The sequence below is a fragment of the Aeromonas sp. LsrichE-8G genome, from assembly GCF_022869435.1.
GTDB classification, from domain to species: domain Bacteria; phylum Pseudomonadota; class Gammaproteobacteria; order Enterobacterales; family Aeromonadaceae; genus Aeromonas; species Aeromonas caviae.
Genome location: NZ_JALIHH010000244.1, coordinates 1 through 16,635, shown reverse-complemented (window position 1 = coordinate 16,635; position 16,635 = coordinate 1). Strand labels below are relative to the sequence as shown.

The 16,635-nt window shown below is 61.8% G+C and carries 15 protein-coding genes and 2 pseudogenes; 11 read left to right on the top strand and 6 right to left on the bottom strand.

Annotated features, from left to right (window positions below; genetic code table 11):
• Positions 1-360: transposase (locus tag MUW49_RS20205; protein ID WP_244813129.1), on the top strand; the 360-nt coding region annotated here is incomplete at its 5' end.
• Between the two features lie 52 nt (positions 361-412).
• Positions 413-577 (top strand): annotated as a pseudogene (locus tag MUW49_RS20200) (magnesium transporter); the annotation flags it as partial.
• Positions 578-635: 58 nt separating this feature from the next.
• Here the strand turns inward: MUW49_RS20200 and ppx are convergent.
• The 3 genes from ppx to MUW49_RS20185 all read right to left on the bottom strand — a co-directional run bounded on the left by ppx (position 636) and on the right by MUW49_RS20185 (position 4,774).
• On the bottom strand, positions 636-2,126 hold the full coding sequence (gene ppx, locus MUW49_RS20195; protein WP_043128825.1) for an exopolyphosphatase: 1,491 nt from the start codon (positions 2,124-2,126) through the stop codon (positions 636-638).
• A complete protein-coding gene (ppk1, locus tag MUW49_RS20190; RefSeq protein WP_244813127.1) occupies positions 2,116-4,185 on the bottom strand; it encodes a polyphosphate kinase 1 in 2,070 nt (689 codons plus the stop codon). Before ppk1 ends, ppx begins: the two co-directional genes overlap by 11 nt.
• Positions 4,186-4,261: 76 nt before the next feature.
• Entirely contained in the window at positions 4,262-4,774 is a 513-nt protein-coding gene (locus tag MUW49_RS20185; protein WP_010675281.1) for an ACT domain-containing protein, read from the bottom strand.
• A gap of 258 nt (positions 4,775-5,032) precedes the next feature.
• On the opposite strand from MUW49_RS20185, the gene MUW49_RS20180 reads away from it, so the two are divergent.
• The 5 genes and pseudogenes from MUW49_RS20180 to MUW49_RS20160 all read left to right on the top strand — a co-directional run bounded on the left by MUW49_RS20180 (position 5,033) and on the right by MUW49_RS20160 (position 10,944).
• The gene (locus MUW49_RS20180; RefSeq protein WP_109111930.1) at positions 5,033-5,872 is read left to right on the top strand and encodes a DUF2726 domain-containing protein; all 840 of its coding nucleotides are present in this window, start codon (positions 5,033-5,035) and stop codon (positions 5,870-5,872) included.
• Between the two features lie 239 nt (positions 5,873-6,111).
• Positions 6,112-7,530 (top strand): annotated as a pseudogene (locus MUW49_RS20175) (sigma-54 dependent transcriptional regulator).
• A gap of 105 nt (positions 7,531-7,635) precedes the next feature.
• Positions 7,636-8,670 (top strand): ATP-binding protein, encoded by a 1,035-nt coding sequence (locus MUW49_RS20170; RefSeq protein WP_010675278.1) that lies wholly within the window; start codon positions 7,636-7,638, stop codon positions 8,668-8,670.
• Between the two features lie 70 nt (positions 8,671-8,740).
• Positions 8,741-10,075 (top strand): sigma-54 dependent transcriptional regulator, encoded by a 1,335-nt coding sequence (locus MUW49_RS20165; protein ID WP_201871729.1) that lies wholly within the window; start codon positions 8,741-8,743, stop codon positions 10,073-10,075.
• A 107-nt stretch (positions 10,076-10,182) separates the two neighbouring features.
• A complete protein-coding gene (locus MUW49_RS20160) occupies positions 10,183-10,944 on the top strand; it encodes a Nif3-like dinuclear metal center hexameric protein (protein WP_113070040.1) in 762 nt (253 codons plus the stop codon).
• Between the two features lie 114 nt (positions 10,945-11,058).
• On the opposite strand, the gene purN is transcribed toward MUW49_RS20160, so the two are convergent.
• Both purN and purM read right to left on the bottom strand, forming a co-directional pair.
• On the bottom strand, positions 11,059-11,697 hold the full coding sequence (gene purN, locus MUW49_RS20155; RefSeq protein WP_042017578.1) for a phosphoribosylglycinamide formyltransferase: 639 nt from the start codon (positions 11,695-11,697) through the stop codon (positions 11,059-11,061).
• Positions 11,698-11,729: 32 nt separating this feature from the next.
• Positions 11,730-12,767, bottom strand: coding sequence for a phosphoribosylformylglycinamidine cyclo-ligase (purM, locus tag MUW49_RS20150; protein ID WP_010675274.1), 1,038 nt, complete (start codon positions 12,765-12,767; stop codon positions 11,730-11,732).
• Positions 12,768-12,943: 176 nt separating this feature from the next.
• Between purM and upp the strand changes: the two genes are divergently transcribed.
• The 3 genes from upp (at position 12,944) to hda (ending at position 15,543) form a co-directional block, all read left to right on the top strand.
• Complete coding sequence (gene upp / locus MUW49_RS20145; protein ID WP_005302745.1) at positions 12,944-13,570, top strand: uracil phosphoribosyltransferase; 627 nt, start codon at positions 12,944-12,946, stop codon at positions 13,568-13,570.
• 140 nt (positions 13,571-13,710) lie between these two features.
• Positions 13,711-14,739 (top strand): DUF2066 domain-containing protein, encoded by a 1,029-nt coding sequence (locus MUW49_RS20140; RefSeq protein WP_053288349.1) that lies wholly within the window; start codon positions 13,711-13,713, stop codon positions 14,737-14,739.
• 102 nt (positions 14,740-14,841) lie between these two features.
• Positions 14,842-15,543 (top strand): DnaA inactivator Hda, encoded by a 702-nt coding sequence (hda, locus tag MUW49_RS20135; protein ID WP_010675272.1) that lies wholly within the window; start codon positions 14,842-14,844, stop codon positions 15,541-15,543.
• Between the two features lie 71 nt (positions 15,544-15,614).
• Here the strand turns inward: hda and tnpA are convergent, their stop codons facing one another.
• Entirely contained in the window at positions 15,615-16,019 is a 405-nt protein-coding gene (tnpA, locus tag MUW49_RS20130) for an IS200/IS605-like element ISAs26 family transposase (RefSeq protein ID WP_102948427.1), read from the bottom strand.
• A 57-nt stretch (positions 16,020-16,076) separates the two neighbouring features.
• Between tnpA and MUW49_RS20125 the strand changes: the two genes are divergently transcribed.
• A partial coding sequence (locus tag MUW49_RS20125; RefSeq protein WP_244813125.1) for an RNA-guided endonuclease TnpB family protein occupies positions 16,077-16,635 on the top strand: 559 nt, incomplete at its 3' end.

Sequence of the window (16,635 nt, the reverse complement as noted above, 5' to 3'; positions counted from 1 at the left end):
CCGGGGCGCAACGTCCGGGCAAAATCAGGGCTGAATCGTTCGATATTAGATCAGGGCTGGTTTGAGCTGCGCCGCCAGCTCGAATATAAGCAGGCATGGCGAGGCGGTCAGGTGTTGGCGATAAACCCGGCCTACACGAGCCAGCACTGCGCCTGTTGTGGGCATACTGCGAAGGATAACCGCCAGACGCAAAGCCAGTTTAAATGCGCTGCGTGTGGTTATGAGGCGAACGCCGATGTGAACGGCGCTCGCAATATTTTAGCGGCGGGACACGCCGTTTTAGCCTGTGGAGGCGTGGTGCAATCAGGCCGCCCGATGAAGCAGGAACCCGGTACTGCGCGAGCAGCTATCACCCAGTAATGGGAATCCCCCTCCTGTGACGCGAAGCGCTAAGGTGGGGGAGGATGTCAACGTGCTCTGGAGCGCCACTGTCGCCTCGGTGATCCCCATGGTGCTGCGTCGCTTTCGCATCGACCCGGCGGTGGTCTCCGCCCCCTTCATCGCCACCCTGGTGGACGGTACCGGCCTCATCATCTACTTCGAGATAGCCAAGCTGATCCTGCCGGATCTGCAGTAGGAAAGGACAAGAGACAAAAAAGGCAGCCATCGGCTGCCTTTTTGCGTAGAGGAGCGGATCACCCGAGCTGGAACAGCAGGGGCCAACCCTGCTCGTGGCAGTAGCGGTGCTCCTTTTCCAGGTTCTGCATCAGCAACTTGTTCTCGTCGCACCAGTCCAGGGGCAGGGTGACCACCAGCTGATCCCCGGCGGCCTGCACGTTCCACTCGGGCAGCAAGTTGTCCTGACGCCTGTGGTGGGCCGCTACCGCGAGGCGCAGGATGCGGATGCAGCGCAGCACCGTCTGCTCGTCGTGGTTGGGCAGGGCCGGCAGCTCGGAGAGCTTGAGCCCCTTGCGGTGAAAGCGCACCAGGGCCGCCAGCAGGGCCTGATCGTCCTGGTTGAAGCCGGGCAGATCGGTGTTTTGCAAGATATAGGCGGAGTGTTTGTGGATGCCGCTGTAGTTGATGGCAAGGCCGATCTCGTGCAGCCGCGCCGCCCAGCCGAGGATGGCGCGATAGGGCTCTTCCGGCATCTCCCAGGGGCCGCACAGGGCGTCGAACAGGGAGAGGACGCTGCTCTCTACCCGGGTGGCCTGGCGCTTGTCGATGCGATAGTGAGTGCTGAGTGCAAGCGCGGTACGTTCGCGAATGTCGTGATGCTGCAGGCGCTCCTCGAACTCGTAGAGCAACCCTTCGCGCAGGGCGCCGTCGGAGTACTCCATCCGCTCGATGGGCAGGGAGGTGAATAGCCCGAGCAGGATGGCCACCGCGGCGGCAAAGACCCCCTGACGCTCCTCGGTGAGGCCCGCCAGTTTGAGCTGATCGACCCGCTTGTGCTTGAGCATCTCTTCTTTCAGCCGCTCCAGTCCCGCCAGGGTGATGGCACCATCGGTCCACTCTTCCCCCTGCAACACGTCGCGCACGGTGCGGATGGAGCCCGAGCTGCCGAGGCAGCTCTGCCAGCCCAGCTTGCGGTACTGGTTGATGATGGGGGCGAGCTGATGCTGGGCTTCCAACACGGCGGCGTTGAAGGCCTTCTCGCCGAGCTTGCCGTTGCCAAAGAAGCTCTGGGTGAAGCTAACGCAGCCCATCTTGCGGCTGGTGAGCGCCTTGTGCTCAAACCCTTCGCCGATGATGAGCTCGGTGCTGCCGCCGCCGATGTCCACCACCAGCACCTGGCCCTCGATGTGCTGGGTATGGGCGACCCCCTGATAGATGAGGCGGGCCTCTTCCTGGCCGCTGATGATCTCGATGGGGTGGTTGAGCACCTTGGCTGCCTCGCGCACGAAGTCGCGGGCGTTGCTGGCGCGGCGCAATGTGTAGGTGCCGGCGATGCGGATCTGATCCGGCTTGATGTTGGTGAGCCGCTCGGCGAACAGGGCGAGGCAGTCCAGCCCGCGCGCCATGGCCTCCGGGGACATGCGGCGCTGACCGTCCATCCCTTCGGCGAGGCGCACTCGCTCCTTGATGCGATCGATGATCTGCATCCGCCCCTCGGTGAGGCGGGCGATGACCATGTGGAAGCTGTTCGAGCCCAGGTCGACAGCGGCGTACAGACTATTGTCCATGGTTTGACTCTATGCGTTTGAGGTAGTCGTAAATCGCCACCTGGGAACGGACCTTGCGGCGGTTGCCCCGCTTCACGTATTCGTTCTTCTGGTCGGCATCGATCACCCGCGCCTTGCAGGTATCACTCAGTTGTAGCTCGAGAATGTCGAGGATGCGCTGCTTGAGCCGCTCGTCATAGATGGGGGTGCCCACCTCGATGCGACCGTCGATGTTGCGGCTCATCCAGTCGGCACTGGAGATATAGAGCTGGGGATTGCCCTTGTTGTGGAACACCATCACCCGCGGATGTTCGAGGAAACGGTCGATGATGCTGATGACCCGGATGTTGTCGCTCAGACCCGGCACCCCCGGGCGCAGGGCGCACATGCCCCGGATGATCATCTGGATGGGCACCCCGGCCTGGCCGGCGGCATAGAGCCGGTTGATGAGGTCTCTGTCCACCAGGTTGTTGATCTTGAGGGTGATGCCGCTGGGTTGCCCCGCCTTGGCGTTGGCCAGCTCGTTATCGATGAGGCGATAGAGCTGGCGGCGGCTGTTGATGGGGGAGACCAGCAGGTGGTTGAACTTGTAGCGCCGATAGGGGTACTCGATGTACTCGAACACGCTTTCCACCTCGGCGGTGATGTCCGGATGGCGGGTCAGCAGGGAGAAGTCGGTGTAGATCTTGGCGGTCTTCTCGTTGAAGTTGCCGGTCCCGATATGGGCGTAGCGCACCGCCTCGCCGTTCTCGTGGCGAGTGATGAGGCAGAGCTTGGAGTGGATCTTGAGGCTGGGCACCCCGAACACCACTTTGACGCCTGCGTCGGTCAGGATGTTGGCCCAGTCGATGTTGGCCGCCTCGTCGAAGCGGGCGCGCAACTCCACCACCACGGTCACTTTCTTGCCGTTGTTGGCGGCGTCGATGAGGGAGTGGATGATCCGCGACTTCTTGGCCACCCGGTAGATGTTGATGCGAATGGCGCTGACCGCCGGGTCGAAGGCCGCCTGGCGCACCAGCTCGGTGAAGTGGTGGAACTTGTGGTACGGGTAGTAGAGCAGGATGTCCTGCTTGGCGATGGCGTCGAAGGCGTTGACGAAGCCGTCAAAGTCGCGGCAGTCCAGTGCCGGCAGCTTGGGATTTTCCAGATAATCCCGGCCCACATTGGGGAAGCCGATGAAATCCTTGAAGTTGTGATAGCGCCCACCGGGCATGATGGCGTCGTAGGAGCTGATCTGCAGCTTGAGCTTCAAGAAGCTTATCATGGCCGCCGGCATCTCCCGCTCGTAGACGAAGCGCACCGGCATGGCAGTGAGGCGCTGTTTCAAGCCGTCACTCATCTTGTCCACCAGGCTGAGGTCCAGCTGGTCGGAGAGGTCATATTCGGCATCCCGGGTCAGCTTGACCGCGTAGGCGGCAATCTCGTCGTAGTCGAAGAAGCCCTTGAAGATCTCGTCCAGACAGAAGCGGATAACGTTGTCCAGGATGATGATCTGCTTCTTGCGACGGGTGCCCTCCGGCGGTAGCTGGAAGAAGCGGGGCAGATCGTCGGTGGGCACTTCCACCAGGGCGTACTGGATCACCTGGCCGTTCTTCTTCATTTCGATGGCGAGATAGGTGTGCTCGTCTTTCAGGAACTTGACCGGGTTGACCTCCTTGTTGAGGAGGATGGGAATGATGTGGCGCAGCACCTTTTCCCGGAAGAAGACCCGCAGCCACTGCTGGATGGACTCGGAGAGCTGGCTTTCGTTCACCAGGAAGATGTTGTGGCGGGCCAGCGCGATCAGCAGCTCCTTGTAGGTGTTGTCGAACGCCTCGCCGAGCGCCATCACCTTCTGCTGGATGGCGCGCAGCAGCACCTTGGCCTCGTCGTTGCCGCCGTGGACTTCGTTGATGAGGATGCGGCGCTTGACGTCCGACACCCGTACCTTGAAGAACTCGTCCTGATTGGAGGAGAAAATCCCGAGGAAACGGACCCGCTCGATGAGGGGGACCGTCTTGTCCATCGCCTCTTGCAACACCCGTTCATTGAATGAGAGCCAGCTAAGCTCTTTCTCTTCATACTGCTTGTCGGTGCTCATCTGGTGCCTCTTTGCTCTGGTTGCGTCTGCGCGGAAGTTATGGCGTCAAACCATGACAAATTTATGACAGGCGACACTATTCGCTCAGATCCTGATCGATGTCGACGACGAGGTCGTCGGAGAGGGACTCCAGGGCCGTGACGAGATCGTCCAGTTCGAGCTGCGGCGGCAGGGCCACCAGGGCGTGGGCATAGAAGAGGGGGGCGCCTGAGTGGGGCGCAGGTTCGCAACCTGTGGTGAGGTCGGCGACGTTGATGTTGAGCTGTCGCAGGATGCTGGCCACTTCGTGGACGATGCCCGGTCTGTCGTTGCCGGTGACGCTCAGCATCACCTGATGGGCCGGTTGCGGGCTGAGCTGCCCTTCGGCGAAGCTTACGGTGAGGCCAGGCAGCATCACCAGGGCCTCGCACAGGCTGCGGTAATGCTCGTCAGGCACGGCGACGTGCAAAATGCCGGCAAATTGCCCCGCCAGCTCGCTCATGGAGCTGGCCAGCCAGTTACCCTGCTGCCGGGTGATGGTATCGGCCAGGCTCTCGACGATCCCGGGTTTGTCTGCGCCGATCACGGTGACGACCAATTGCTTTTGCATCCTGCTCTCCTTGAATGGGGCTGCGTGGGGTCCGTTGACGCCTGGCGGCGACGGGGTGCGCGCCAGAACGTCCATGGGCTCTAGCATTGTGCCTGCTGTGACAGGCCATATGAAGCCCGCCTTGCGCAAATTCAGTGAAAAAACGCGAATGCCGGGACGGGCTTGATTTCTGCGCTGCCTGAGTCGCTTTCCCCGTGGTAGAGTGTGCCCCTTCCTTTGGTGTGAACTGAATTTGTCTTGTAAACGGGATGTGCGTGTATGAATAGCCTTGTCGTATCAGGAGCCGTGTTGCTGGGGTTGCTCCTGCTGGTGATCGTCTGGCGCAGGGAGAAAGAGGGCAAGGCCGAGCCCTATGATCTGCAGGAAACCTTGATGAGCCCAGCCGAGCGCACCTTCTTCGGGGTGCTGGATCAGGCGGTGGGGGACAAGGCCCGTGTCTTTGCCAAGGTACGAGCCTCCTATGTATTGACGCCCGAGGCGCACCTTGGCAAGGGCAAGCGCCAGCAGGCGCTCGGCAAGATAGGGGAGAAGCACTTCGATTTTCTGCTCTGCCACCCGGCGGATCTCTCTTTCCTGTGTGCCGTGGAGCTGGATGACGAGGGGCACCGCCACCAGAAGCGCAAGTCGCGGGATCTCTTCCTGAAGGCGGCCTGCGATGGCGCCGGCCTGCCGCTGTTGCAGATCCCGGCCAGCAGCCACTACCAGGTCGACGAGTTGCGGGAGCAACTGCTGCCCCTGCTGGCGAGAACGACGGCGCCGGTGGATGACCTGCTGCCCGGCGAGCGCCGCGAACCGACCTTCAGCGCGCTGCTGCTCGATGGTGTCGATCTGGGCACGTCACACCCGGGGGCTGCCAGGGAGCCCCAGGTGCCGCCCCCCCAGGCCGAAGAGGCAATGCCCGCGTTGATGGAGGAGAATCCCTTCCTCGATCCGGATGAGGAGGAGCCCCGGGAGACGATCCCTCATTGCCCCCGCTGTGCCGCGCCCCTGGTGGCACGGGAAGCACGAAAGGGTCCCCATGCCGGTCGCCTGTTCCTCGCCTGCAGCCGGTTTCCCGAGTGCCGCTATGCCGCTCCCCAGGAGAGCGTGAAACACTGATCCCTCCTCTGACGCCGCACCCTGTCGGCGTCATTCTTTCCCCTTCGCTGGTTTTCATCCGATACTCAATCTGGCTGGAAGCGTGATCCCCGTCCCGCCAGGGTCCGGGAGGATGCGACAAGTTTTGACAATCCGCCAGAATTTTGGCACTTTGTCCCCCTTATGACACAGTGCGAAATTGGTTTTAATAAGCACTTAAAAAACAATAACTTGGCGTCAGGTGTGAAAATATGGATAGGATGGCTATGGGTGTGCTGCTTGTTGATGCCGATGATGTGCGGCGCCAACAACTGGGGACTGTGCTCTCCTTCATGGGGATCCCCTGGCAGGAGGTGGTGGAGAGCGATCTCGATGTGGCCATCGAGACTGCCGGGCCCTTGCAGGGGATTCTGGCCGGGGAACTGCGCGAGCGCGCCCTGAGTGAGCTGCTTGCCGCCCATCCTCGTCTGCCCTTTCTCTCCCTGATGCCGGCGAGCCATGGCTGCAGCAACTTCATCGGGGTGGCCGAGGCGCCCTTTACCTATTAGTCCCTTACCCGTCATCTGCACTTCTGCCAGGCCTTCATCTCCCTGCATCCCCGTCATCAGACCCACGACAAGGGTCAGACCCTGCTTCGCCTGCTGGTGGGCAAGGGGAGGGGCATTCAGGAGGTGCGCCGTCTCATCGGCCAGGTGGCCGAGACCGACGCCAACGTACTGATCCTCGGTGAGTCCGGGACCGGCAAGGAGGTGGTGGCTCGCGCCATCCACGAGCTGTCCGCCCGAAGCGCGGGCCCCTTCGTGCCCATCAACTGCGGCGCCATTCCGGCGGAGCTGCTCGAGAGCGAGCTGTTCGGTCACGAGAAGGGGGCCTTCACCGGTGCCATTGCCGCCCGGCGCGGCCGCTTCGAATTGGCCCAGGGGGGCACCCTCTTCCTCGACGAAATCGGCGATATGCCGCTGCCGATGCAGGTCAAGTTGCTGCGGGTGCTGCAGGAGCGCCAGTTCGACCGGGTCGGAGGCGGCAAGGCTGTCCAGGCAGATGTGCGGGTGATCGCGGCGACCCACCGGGATCTGGAAGCCATGATCCGCACCCAGGCATTTCGCGAAGATCTCTACTACCGCCTCAATGTGTTCCCCATCGAGACACCCCCCCTGCGGGATCGGGCCGACGACATTCCGCTGCTGCTGCAGGAGCTGCTCAATCGCCATGCCGAACAGCACAAGGGGATCATCCGTCTGACCCAGCGCGCCATGGAGTCCCTGATGCAGTACGCCTGGCCCGGCAACGTGCGCGAGCTGTCCAACCTCATCGAGCGCCTGCTCATCCTCTATCCGAACCAGATCGTCGATGTGGCGGATCTGCCCGGCCGCTATCGCCTGCTGCCCTGCGAGCCACGAGATGAACGGCTCACCGAGATGGACGAGCGGGACGCCCTGGCTGCCGTGTTCCAGTCCCCACCAGAGCTGGATCCCGGCATAGCCATGCCCCTGCCCATGCAGTTGCCCCAGGAAGGGGTCAACCTCAAGGAGATGCTTGCCGACCTCGAGGTGGAGCTGATCCGCCAGGCCCTGGAGTCCCAGGACGGGGTGGTGGCCCGCGCCGCCGACCTGCTCAGCATGCGCCGCACCACCCTGGTGGAGAAGATGAAGAAGTACGGCATGAGCAAGGACAATTGAGGTCAATGCTTTGACGCATTGACCCAATACATTGATAAATAACGTCTATTTTGCTGGCATGGAAATTGAATAAGCTGACTCAATCGCCAGTTTGAGGTCAGCTTTATGACAATCTTGCAGCAGGATGCCCCCCTCCAGTCACATGAAGTGAGTCAGCTTTACGCCATTTTCACGGCGCTGCCGACAGGCGTGCTGCTGCTCGATGGCGAGGGGCTGATCACCCGTGCAAACCCTGCCGCCCTGGCGCTGCTGGGAGAGCCACTGGAAGGCCTCTCCTGGCGCCAGATCATTGCCCGCTGCTTCGAACCCCGTGAGGATGACGGTCACGAGATCTCCTTGCGAGACGGTCGCCGGGTTCAGCTGTCGACCCAGCCGCTGCCGGATCAGCCCGGCCAACTGGTGTTCATTACCGACTTGACCGAGACCCGCCAGTTGCAGGACAGGGTCAACCACATGAAGCGTCTCTCCGCCCTTGGCAACATGGCGGCTTCCCTGGCGCACCAGATCCGCACCCCGCTCTCCGCCGCCATGCTCTATGCGGCCAACCTGGCCAACCGCACCCTCAAGCCTGAATCCCGCAGCCAGTTCCAGCAAAAATTGATGGCCAGGTTGCAAGACCTGGAAAAACAGATCAACGACATCCTGCTGTTTGCCCGCAATGGCGACAACCAGGTGGTGGCGCCCCTCTCGGTGCAGGGCTTGCTGGCGGAAGTGCAGGCGGGGGCCGAAGCCTTCTGCCAGCAGCAGGGCTGCGCCTTGCATCTGGAGGCCCCTGAGCCCGATCTCTGTCTGCTTGCCAACAGCAGTGCTCTGGCGGGGGCCATCAACAACCTCATCGCCAACGCCCGGCAGGCCGGCGCCGATTCGCTCCTGGTGAGCGCTGTGCGCAGCGGCAACCGGGTGGAGATGCGGGTCATCGACAACGGCAAGGGGATGGCCCCCTCCCTGCTCAACCAGATCTTCGAACCCTTCTTTACCACCCGATCCCAAGGCACGGGCCTCGGTCTTGCGGTGGTGCAGTCGGTGGTACGAGCCCATCAGGGAGAGGTAAGCGTGGCCTCGGTCCCTGGCGAGGGCACCTGTTTTACCCTGTCCTTCCCCCTGCATCAGCAACAGGTTCAGTTGGGGGGCGTGGCATGAGGCGCGCAAAAGCCGGAGCGCCGGTGAAGATGATTCTCGACAAGGCCATGTTGGTTGTAGGAGGTGTGGCATGACCCAGGCTCGCATTCTGGTGGTGGAAGATGACAACGGCCTGCGCGAGGCGCTGGTGGATACCCTGCTGCTCGGTGGGTATGAGTGCCGCGAGGTGGACAGCGGCGAGCGGGCCCTGCTTGCCCTGTCCCGTCAGCGCTTTGACATGGTGATCTCCGACATCCAGATGGGGGGCATGGATGGCCTGACCCTGCTCGCCAACATCCGCCAGCAATATCCCCAGGTGCCTGTGCTCCTGATGACTGCCTACGCCAACATCGACGGGGCGGTGCGCGCCATGCGCGAGGGGGCGATCGACTATCTGGCCAAGCCCTTCTCCCCCGAGGTGCTGCTCAACCAGGTCAGCCGTTATGTGCCGGCCCAGAAGGTGGAGAAGCGGGCCGTGGTGTACGGGGACCCTAGGACTGCGGAGCTGTTCCAGCTGGCGACCCGGGTGGCGAGAAGCGAAGCCACCGTCATGGTGACCGGCCCGAGCGGGACGGGCAAGGAGGTGTTGGCTCGCTACATTCACGACCACTCCAACCGGGCAGAACAGGCCTTCGTCGCCATCAACTGCGCCGCCATTCCGGAGAACATGCTGGAAGCGACCCTGTTTGGCTACGAGAAGGGCGCCTTCACCGGTGCGGTGCAGGGGTGCCCTGGCAAGTTCGAGCAGGCTCAGGGAGGAACCCTGCTGCTCGACGAGATCACCGAGATGGATCTGGGGTTGCAGGCCAAGCTGCTGCGGGTCTTGCAGGAGAAAGAGGTGGAGCGGCTCGGCAGCCGCAAGATGATCCCCCTCGATGTGCGGGTCATTGCCACCAGCAACCGGGATCTGAAAAAAGCGGTGCAGGACGGGTTGTTCCGCGAGGATCTCTACTATCGCCTCAACGTCTTCCCCCTGCGCTGGACGGCGCTCTGGGAGCGCCCGGGGGACATTCTTCCCCTGGCGGAGCATCTGCTGGCGCTGCATGCCAGCCAGATGGGGCTGCCGACGCCGCAGCTTGCAGAGGGCGCCCGAGAGCGTCTGATGGCTCACCCCTGGCCCGGCAACGTGCGCGAGCTCGACAACGTGGTGCAGCGCGCCCTGATCCTCTGTCCAGACGGCCTCATCGACTGTGAGCACCTGATCCTGGAGGAGACGGACGAGACCCTGGTGCGCCCGCTCGAGCGGCTGTCAGGGGAGGGGCTCGGTGGCGAACTCAAGCAGCAGGAGCACCAGATCATTCTGGACACCCTGCAGGAGTGCAACGGCAGTCGCAAAGCGGTGGCCGACAAGCTCGGCATCAGCCCGCGCACCCTGCGCTACAAGCTGGCCCAGATGCGTGACGCCGGCATCGAGCTGCCCGCCTAGTCCTGACAAGCGCATGGCCTTGCCGGTCCGGCTCGATTATCATGGGCCCTGACGATCGGAATCCGGCTCCCCGCGCAGTACATGGGGAGCCCAGCTAGGAGACCCCCATGATCTCTCATCGTAAACTGGAAAGCCTGCTCAACCACCTGCTCGAACCCCATGCCATCAAGGATTACTGCCCCAACGGCCTGCAGGTGGAGGGGCGCGAGCGCATTCGCAAGGTGGTGACCGGCGTCACCGCCAGCCAGGCCCTCATCGATGCCGCCGTGGCCGCCGGGGCCGATGCCATCCTAGTTCATCACGGCTACTTCTGGAGCGGCGAGCCGGCCCAGATCACCGGCATGAAACAGCGCCGCATCAAGACTCTGCTGACCCACGACATCAACCTGTTTGCCTATCACCTGCCGCTGGACGTGCACCCGGAGGTGGGCAACAACGCCCAGCTTGCCAGGCTGCTTGGCATCAAGGTGCGTCGCGGCCTCGAACCCTGGAACAGCAAGAGCGTCGCCATGGTGGGCAAGCTGGAGGAGCCCATGAGCGGCAGCGATTTTGCCAAGCTGATTGCCGAGCGTCTCGGTCGCGAGCCGCTTCATTGTGGTGACAGTGGTCCCGAGCTCATCCGCTCCGTGGCCTGGTGCACCGGCGGTGGTCAGAGCTACATCAGCCAGGCGGCGGAGCAGGGCATCGATGCCTTCATCTCCGGCGAAGCCTCCGAGCAGACCATCCACACCGCCCGCGAGATGGGCATGCACTTCTACGCCGCAGGCCACCACGCCACCGAACGTTACGGCGTCAAGGCGCTGGGAGAGTGGCTCGCCACCGTGCACGGGTTGGAGGTCACCTTTATCGATATCGACAATCCGGTGTAGGGCCGATTAGCCGCGCAGCGGCGTCATCGGATGTGATGACAGGCATTGCGCTGGTCGATGGAAATGACAAGGGAGGCCTGAGCCTCCCTTGTTGTGTCTTACTGCTGCTCGCGGTTACTCGCTGGCATAGCCTGCCAGGCCAAGCTGCTTGCCATCGAGGAAGGCAGACCCTTCTCGCATCTGCAAGCGCCCTTCACAGAACCACTGCACCACCAGTGGGTAGATGCTGTGCTCCTGCACCTGGACCCGGGCGGCGACCTCGTCTGCACTGTCCCCTTCGAAGATGGGGACCCGTGCCTGGAGGATCACCGGGCCGCCGTCGAGCTCTTCGGTGACGAAGTGGACGCTGGCGCCGTGCTCGTCATCACCGGCCTCGATGGCGCGCTGGTGGGTGTGCAGACCCTGGTATTTTGGCAGCAACGAGGGGTGGATGTTGATCATCCTCCCCGCGAAGTGGCGCACGAGGTCGGCGCTCAGGATCCGCATAAAGCCGGCCAGCACCACCAGATCCGGCTGATAATCCGCCATCAGGGCCAGCAGGGCGGCATCATACTCCTCCCGGCTGGCGAACTGCTGCTGGGCCAGGATGGCGGTTGCCACCCCGGCTTCCCTGGCACGCACCAGGCCATAGGCATCAGCCTTGTTGCTGATGACGCCGACCACCTGACCGGCAATCTTGCCGCCGGCACAGCCATCGAGGATGGCCTGCAGGTTGCTGCCGCTGCCTGAGATGAGGACGAGGATGCGTTTCATAGGGGAGGTCATCTGGCCGTTGATCCGATCATTCATTGAATGATGACCTGCTCCTCACCATCGGCCGCCTTGGCGATGTGGCCGATGTGCCAGGCGTTCTCGCCTTCGGCCTTGAGCAGGGCCAGTGCCTTGTCCAGCTGATCCGCCGGCAGGGCGATGATCATGCCGACGCCGCAGTTGAAGGTGCGATACATCTCGTGGCGGGTGACGTTGCCTGCCTGTTGCAGCCAGCTGAACACCGCCGGCCACTGCCAGCTCTGCTCGTCGATGACCGCCTGGGTGTTGGCGGGCAGCACGCGCGGGATGTTCTCCCAGAAGCCGCCGCCGGTGATGTGGGACAGGGCGTGGATCTCGCACTCCTTGATGAGCTTGAGCACGGGCTTCACATAGATGCGGGTCGGCTCCAGCAGGGCGTTGGCCAGGGTGGTGTCACCCAGCGGCTGCTGCACGTCGGCCTTGGAGACTTCCAGGATCTTGCGAATGAGGGAGAAGCCGTTGGAGTGGGGACCGCTGGCGGCCAGGGCGATCAGGGCATCCCCTTCGCCAACCTTGCTGCCGTCGATGATCTCGCTCTTTTCCACCACGCCGACACAGAAACCGGCGATGTCGTAATCTTCCCCTTCATACATGCCAGGCATTTCGGCAGTTTCACCGCCGACCAGGGCACAGCCGGACTGTTCGCAGCCGGCGCCGATGCCGGTGACCACGGCAGCGGCAGTGTCCACGTCCAGTTTGCCGGTGGCATAGTAGTCGAGGAAGAAGAGGGGCTCGGCGCCCTGCACGATGAGGTCATTGACGCACATGGCGACCAAGTCGATCCCCACGGTGTCGTGCTTCTTCAGGTCGATGGCCAGACGCAGCTTGGTGCCCACCCCGTCGGTACCGGAGACCAGTACCGGTTCCTTGTAGCCAGCAGGGATTTGACACAGGGCCCCAAAGCCGCCAAGACCACCAAGGACTTCAGGACGACGAGTGCGTTTTGACACGCCCTTGATACGTTCAACCAGTGCATTGCCGGCATCGATATCTACGCCAGCATCCTTGTAGCTCAGTGAGGTTTTGTCAGTCACGCGTATTCCCCGTCATATAAAGAAGTGGAGGGTAAAATTCGGGGCGTATTCTACCAGCGGGCACGAAAAACCAGAAAGAAAATCGTTTGCGCGTTTTTGAATCGAAAAGCTCTACAAGCCGTGGCTTTTGTTGTATGATTCCGCGATTTTTTTGGCGCCGGTTAGAGGAGATAATAATGAAAGTCGTTGAAGTCAAACACCCCCTGGTCAAGCACAAGATCGGCCTGATGCGCGAAGGCGACATCAGCACCAAGCGTTTCCGTGAACTGGCCAAGGAAGTGGGCAGTTTGTTGACCTACGAAGCGACCTCTGACTTCGAAACCGAAAAAGTGACCATCGATGGCTGGAACGGCCCTGTGGAAGTCGACCAGATCAAGGGCAAGAAGGTCACCGTCGTGCCCATCCTGCGCGCCGGTCTTGGCATGATGGATGGGGTGCTGGAGCACATGCCGAGCGCCCGCGTCAGCGTGGTCGGTATCTATCGCGATGAAGAGACCCTGCAGCCTGTCCCCTACTTCGAGAAGATCGTCAGCAACATCGAAGAGCGTCTGGCCCTGGTCATCGACCCCATGCTGGCCACCGGCGGCTCCATGATCGCCACCATCGATCTGCTCAAGAAGAAAGGTTGCCAGTCCATCAAGGTGCTGGTGCTGGTTGCCGCCCCCGAAGGCATCAAGGCCCTGGAGGCCGCTCACCCGGACGTGGAGCTGTTCTGTGCCTCCATCGACCAAGGGCTGAACGAGAAGGGCTATATCGTCCCGGGTCTGGGGGATGCTGGCGACAAGATCTTCGGCACCAAGTAAGCATCACCCCATCGCCGCGCCCAAGGCGCGCAAACGGAGCCGGCACCCTGCCGGCTCCGCTGTTTCTCCCCCCTTTGCTTGCTGCCATGCGCGCCTTGCCGCTACCATAAGCACCATCCCCCATTTCGAGAATCTTCTTTATGCTGAAACGCTTAGCGACTCTCCTCTGCTGCTGTCTGCCTCTCGTGGTGTCGGCCGCCCAGGTAACCGACCTCTATCAGGGCAAGGCTCCCACCAGTGGCGACATGACGGCCGCCCAGTCCCAGGCGCTGGGGGATGTGCTCGTCAAGGTGACGGGCAAGCGCGATATCCTCACCCAGCCGGATGTGGTGAAGGCCCTGGCGGCGCCGGCGGATTACGTGCAGCAATACAGCTATCAGGACATCGGCTCGGTCAAGTTTCTCAAGGCGAATTTCAATGTGGCCAAGGTGAACGCCCTGGTTGGCCAGAGCAAGTTTGCCCTGCTTGGCCCGGTGCGGCCGCAGGTCGCTATCTGGCTGGTGGTCGACGAAGGGGAGCGGCGCATTCTGCCGGATCAGTCCGGCGATGGCTGGTCCGAGGCGCTGCGTGCCCAGACCCAGGCCATGGGGCTGCCGGTCAGTCTCCCGCTGATGGACTTGGATGACAACATGGCGGTCAATGCCACCGATGTCTGGGGCCGCTTTGCCGATCCCGTGCTCCAGGCGAGCCAGCGTTACGGCGCCGAAATGGTGGTGCTCGGCAAACTGAGCCCGGAGGGGGAGGCCTGGAGCATCGACTGGGGTCTTTATGGTACCAAGCCGGGGGCGCAGGCAGGAGAGCTGACCGAGCTGACCAAGGGCTCGGGTTCAGGTACCCAGGCCGAGGTGGCAAAGGGCTTTGCCGATGCCCTGGCCGGTTGGCTGGTGCAGCAGTACGGTACCCGTCTCTCCGGTGTCGCTTCCAGCCAGACCCTGGTGGTGGAGGGGCTGTCCGACATCGATGGCATGATCCAGATCCAGAAGCTGCTGCAGGAGATGGCCAGTGTCACCAAGGTGGCCATCGGCAAGCTGGAAGGGGACAAGGTGACCTTCAACCTCTCGCTGCAGGGGGACAAAGCCGAGCTGGTGAGGGGGTTGCAACTTGAGAGCCGCCTGCATCAGGTGGAAGACAACGAGAGCGGCCTGCGCTATCAATGGTCGCAGCCCTGATCCCGGGGAAGGATCCTGACCGCCCGGCATGGTCCGGGCGGTTCTCTATCTGCCCCGCTGGTGATACACTTGCCCGCAAATATCACAGTCAAAGCCCAACGAGTGAAGCAACCGGCCCAACTGTCTTTAGCCGTACAACTACCGGATGATGAAACCTTCGTCAGTTTTTATCCCGGCAACAACGCCCATCTGATCACCGCCCTCAAGAATGCGGCCATCGGTCAGGGCTCGCCCTTCCTCTATTTCTGGGGAGCCAAGGGGTCGGGCCGCTCCCATCTGCTCCATGCTACCTGTGCCGAGGTCAACGCCCGCGACGCGGCGGCGGCCTATCTCTCCCTCGATCAGTTCGAACAGCTCGACCCCAGCATGCTCGATGCTTTGGAGAGCCTGCCCCTGGTCTGTCTTGACAGCCTGGAGGCGATCGCCGGCAACGCCCTGTGGGAGCGGGCCCTGTTCGACTTCTACAATCGCTGGAAGGAGAAGGGGGAGGGGACGCTCATCGTTACCGGCTGCAGCGCGCCACGCAAGCTGGGGCTGCAACTGCCGGATCTCGCGTCCCGTCTCGACTGGGGAGTGAGCTTCCACCTCGACGAGCTGGACGACGAGGGCAAACTCAGCGCCCTGCAACTGCGCGCCGAGCTGCGGGGTTTCAAGCTGCCCATCGACGTGGGCCGTTTCCTGCTCAACCGCCTCTCCCGCGATATGCGCACCCTGCTTGCCACCCTCAATCGTCTCGACAACGCCTCCTTCCGTGCCAAGCGCAAGCTGACCATCCCTTTCGTCAAAGAGATCCTCGAGCTCTGAAAACCTATCCCATCTTAAATGCGAAAGGGGACTCCCTCCGACGTAGGTGGGAGGGGAATTTCGCCGGGGCGTCAGCCCCGCTGGTTTTGAATGTATTGCTTGATCACCTCCAACGGTGCTCCGCCGCAAGAGCCCGCAAAGTAAGAGCGTGACCAGAGTACGGGTTTGCTGTAAGCACCTCTCAAGTCCAGAAATTCATTACGCAGTCGCCTTGATGTGACCGCCTTTAACGAGTTCACCAGTACCGATAGCTGCACCGTTGGCGCGTACTCTATCAGCATGTGAACATGATCAGCCTCTCCGTCACACTCTTTCAGTTCCGCACCAAAACCTCTGCAAACCTCTGCCGCACACTGACCGAATGAAGCGTGATGCAGATCCCCCAGTATCGGCTTTCGATACTTGGTAATAAACACCAAATGTACGTGCAAAACGTAGGCCGCATGGCGTGATTTATTAATTTTAGTGAATTGCATTCTGTCACTCAATCGGGCTTAATAGATATGGCAATAATTCTACACACTGAGCGCTAAATGCAAATTCTGAAAGCCTACAAGTTCCGACTCGAACCGACAGCCCAACAAGCGCAACGCCTGCGCCAGTTGGGCGGTTGTGCTCGTTATGTCTGGAATCACGGGCTGGCAGAAACCAAACGCATTCTGGATGCTGGCGAAAAACTGCCTTCTGCCTTTGAGCTGAACAGGATGCTCACCAGTTGGAAGAAAGACCCAGAAATGGCCTTTCTGGCCGAGGCATATACCGACAACCTCCAGCAGAAGCTCAAGGATTTGCATGGCGCGTGGATGCGCTGCTTTGATAAGAAACTCGCCGCCAAGGCACCCGTATTCAAGAAAAAAAGCGACAACCGCGACGCTATCCGGTTCGTCAACTTCGACAAGTATTGCCGCCTTGAAAAGGGTCGCGTGAAGCTGCCTGCCGGGCTGGTGTGGGTCAAGTTCCGTCAGTCCCAGCCAGTTGAAGGGAAAATTAAAAACGCGACCGTCAGCCAAGCAGCCGGGCACTGGTATATCTCCTTTCAGGTCGAGCAGGAGACGCTTGAGCCAATTCACCCCTCCGGCTCAATGGTCGGGC

Excerpts from the sequence above, each read along its gene's own strand:
- MUW49_RS20185 (WP_010675281.1), bottom strand. The coding sequence starts at position 4,774 with ATGCAAAAGCAATTGGTCGTCACCGTGATCGGCGCAGACAAACCCGGG.
- ppk1 (WP_244813127.1), bottom strand. The coding sequence starts at position 4,185 with ATGAGCACCGACAAGCAGTATGAAGAGAAAGAGCTTAGCTGGCTCTCA.
- MUW49_RS20160 (WP_113070040.1), top strand. The coding sequence starts at position 10,183 with ATGATCTCTCATCGTAAACTGGAAAGCCTGCTCAACCACCTGCTCGAA.
- ppx (WP_043128825.1), bottom strand. The coding sequence starts at position 2,126 with ATGGACAATAGTCTGTACGCCGCTGTCGACCTGGGCTCGAACAGCTTC.
- MUW49_RS20170 (WP_010675278.1), top strand. The coding sequence starts at position 7,636 with ATGACAATCTTGCAGCAGGATGCCCCCCTCCAGTCACATGAAGTGAGT.
- MUW49_RS20140 (WP_053288349.1), top strand. The coding sequence starts at position 13,711 with ATGCTGAAACGCTTAGCGACTCTCCTCTGCTGCTGTCTGCCTCTCGTG.
- MUW49_RS20180 (WP_109111930.1), top strand. The coding sequence starts at position 5,033 with ATGAATAGCCTTGTCGTATCAGGAGCCGTGTTGCTGGGGTTGCTCCTG.
- purN (WP_042017578.1), bottom strand. The coding sequence starts at position 11,697 with ATGAAACGCATCCTCGTCCTCATCTCAGGCAGCGGCAGCAACCTGCAG.
- tnpA (WP_102948427.1), bottom strand. The coding sequence starts at position 16,019 with ATGCAATTCACTAAAATTAATAAATCACGCCATGCGGCCTACGTTTTG.
- MUW49_RS20165 (WP_201871729.1), top strand. The coding sequence starts at position 8,741 with ATGACCCAGGCTCGCATTCTGGTGGTGGAAGATGACAACGGCCTGCGC.
- upp (WP_005302745.1), top strand. The coding sequence starts at position 12,944 with ATGAAAGTCGTTGAAGTCAAACACCCCCTGGTCAAGCACAAGATCGGC.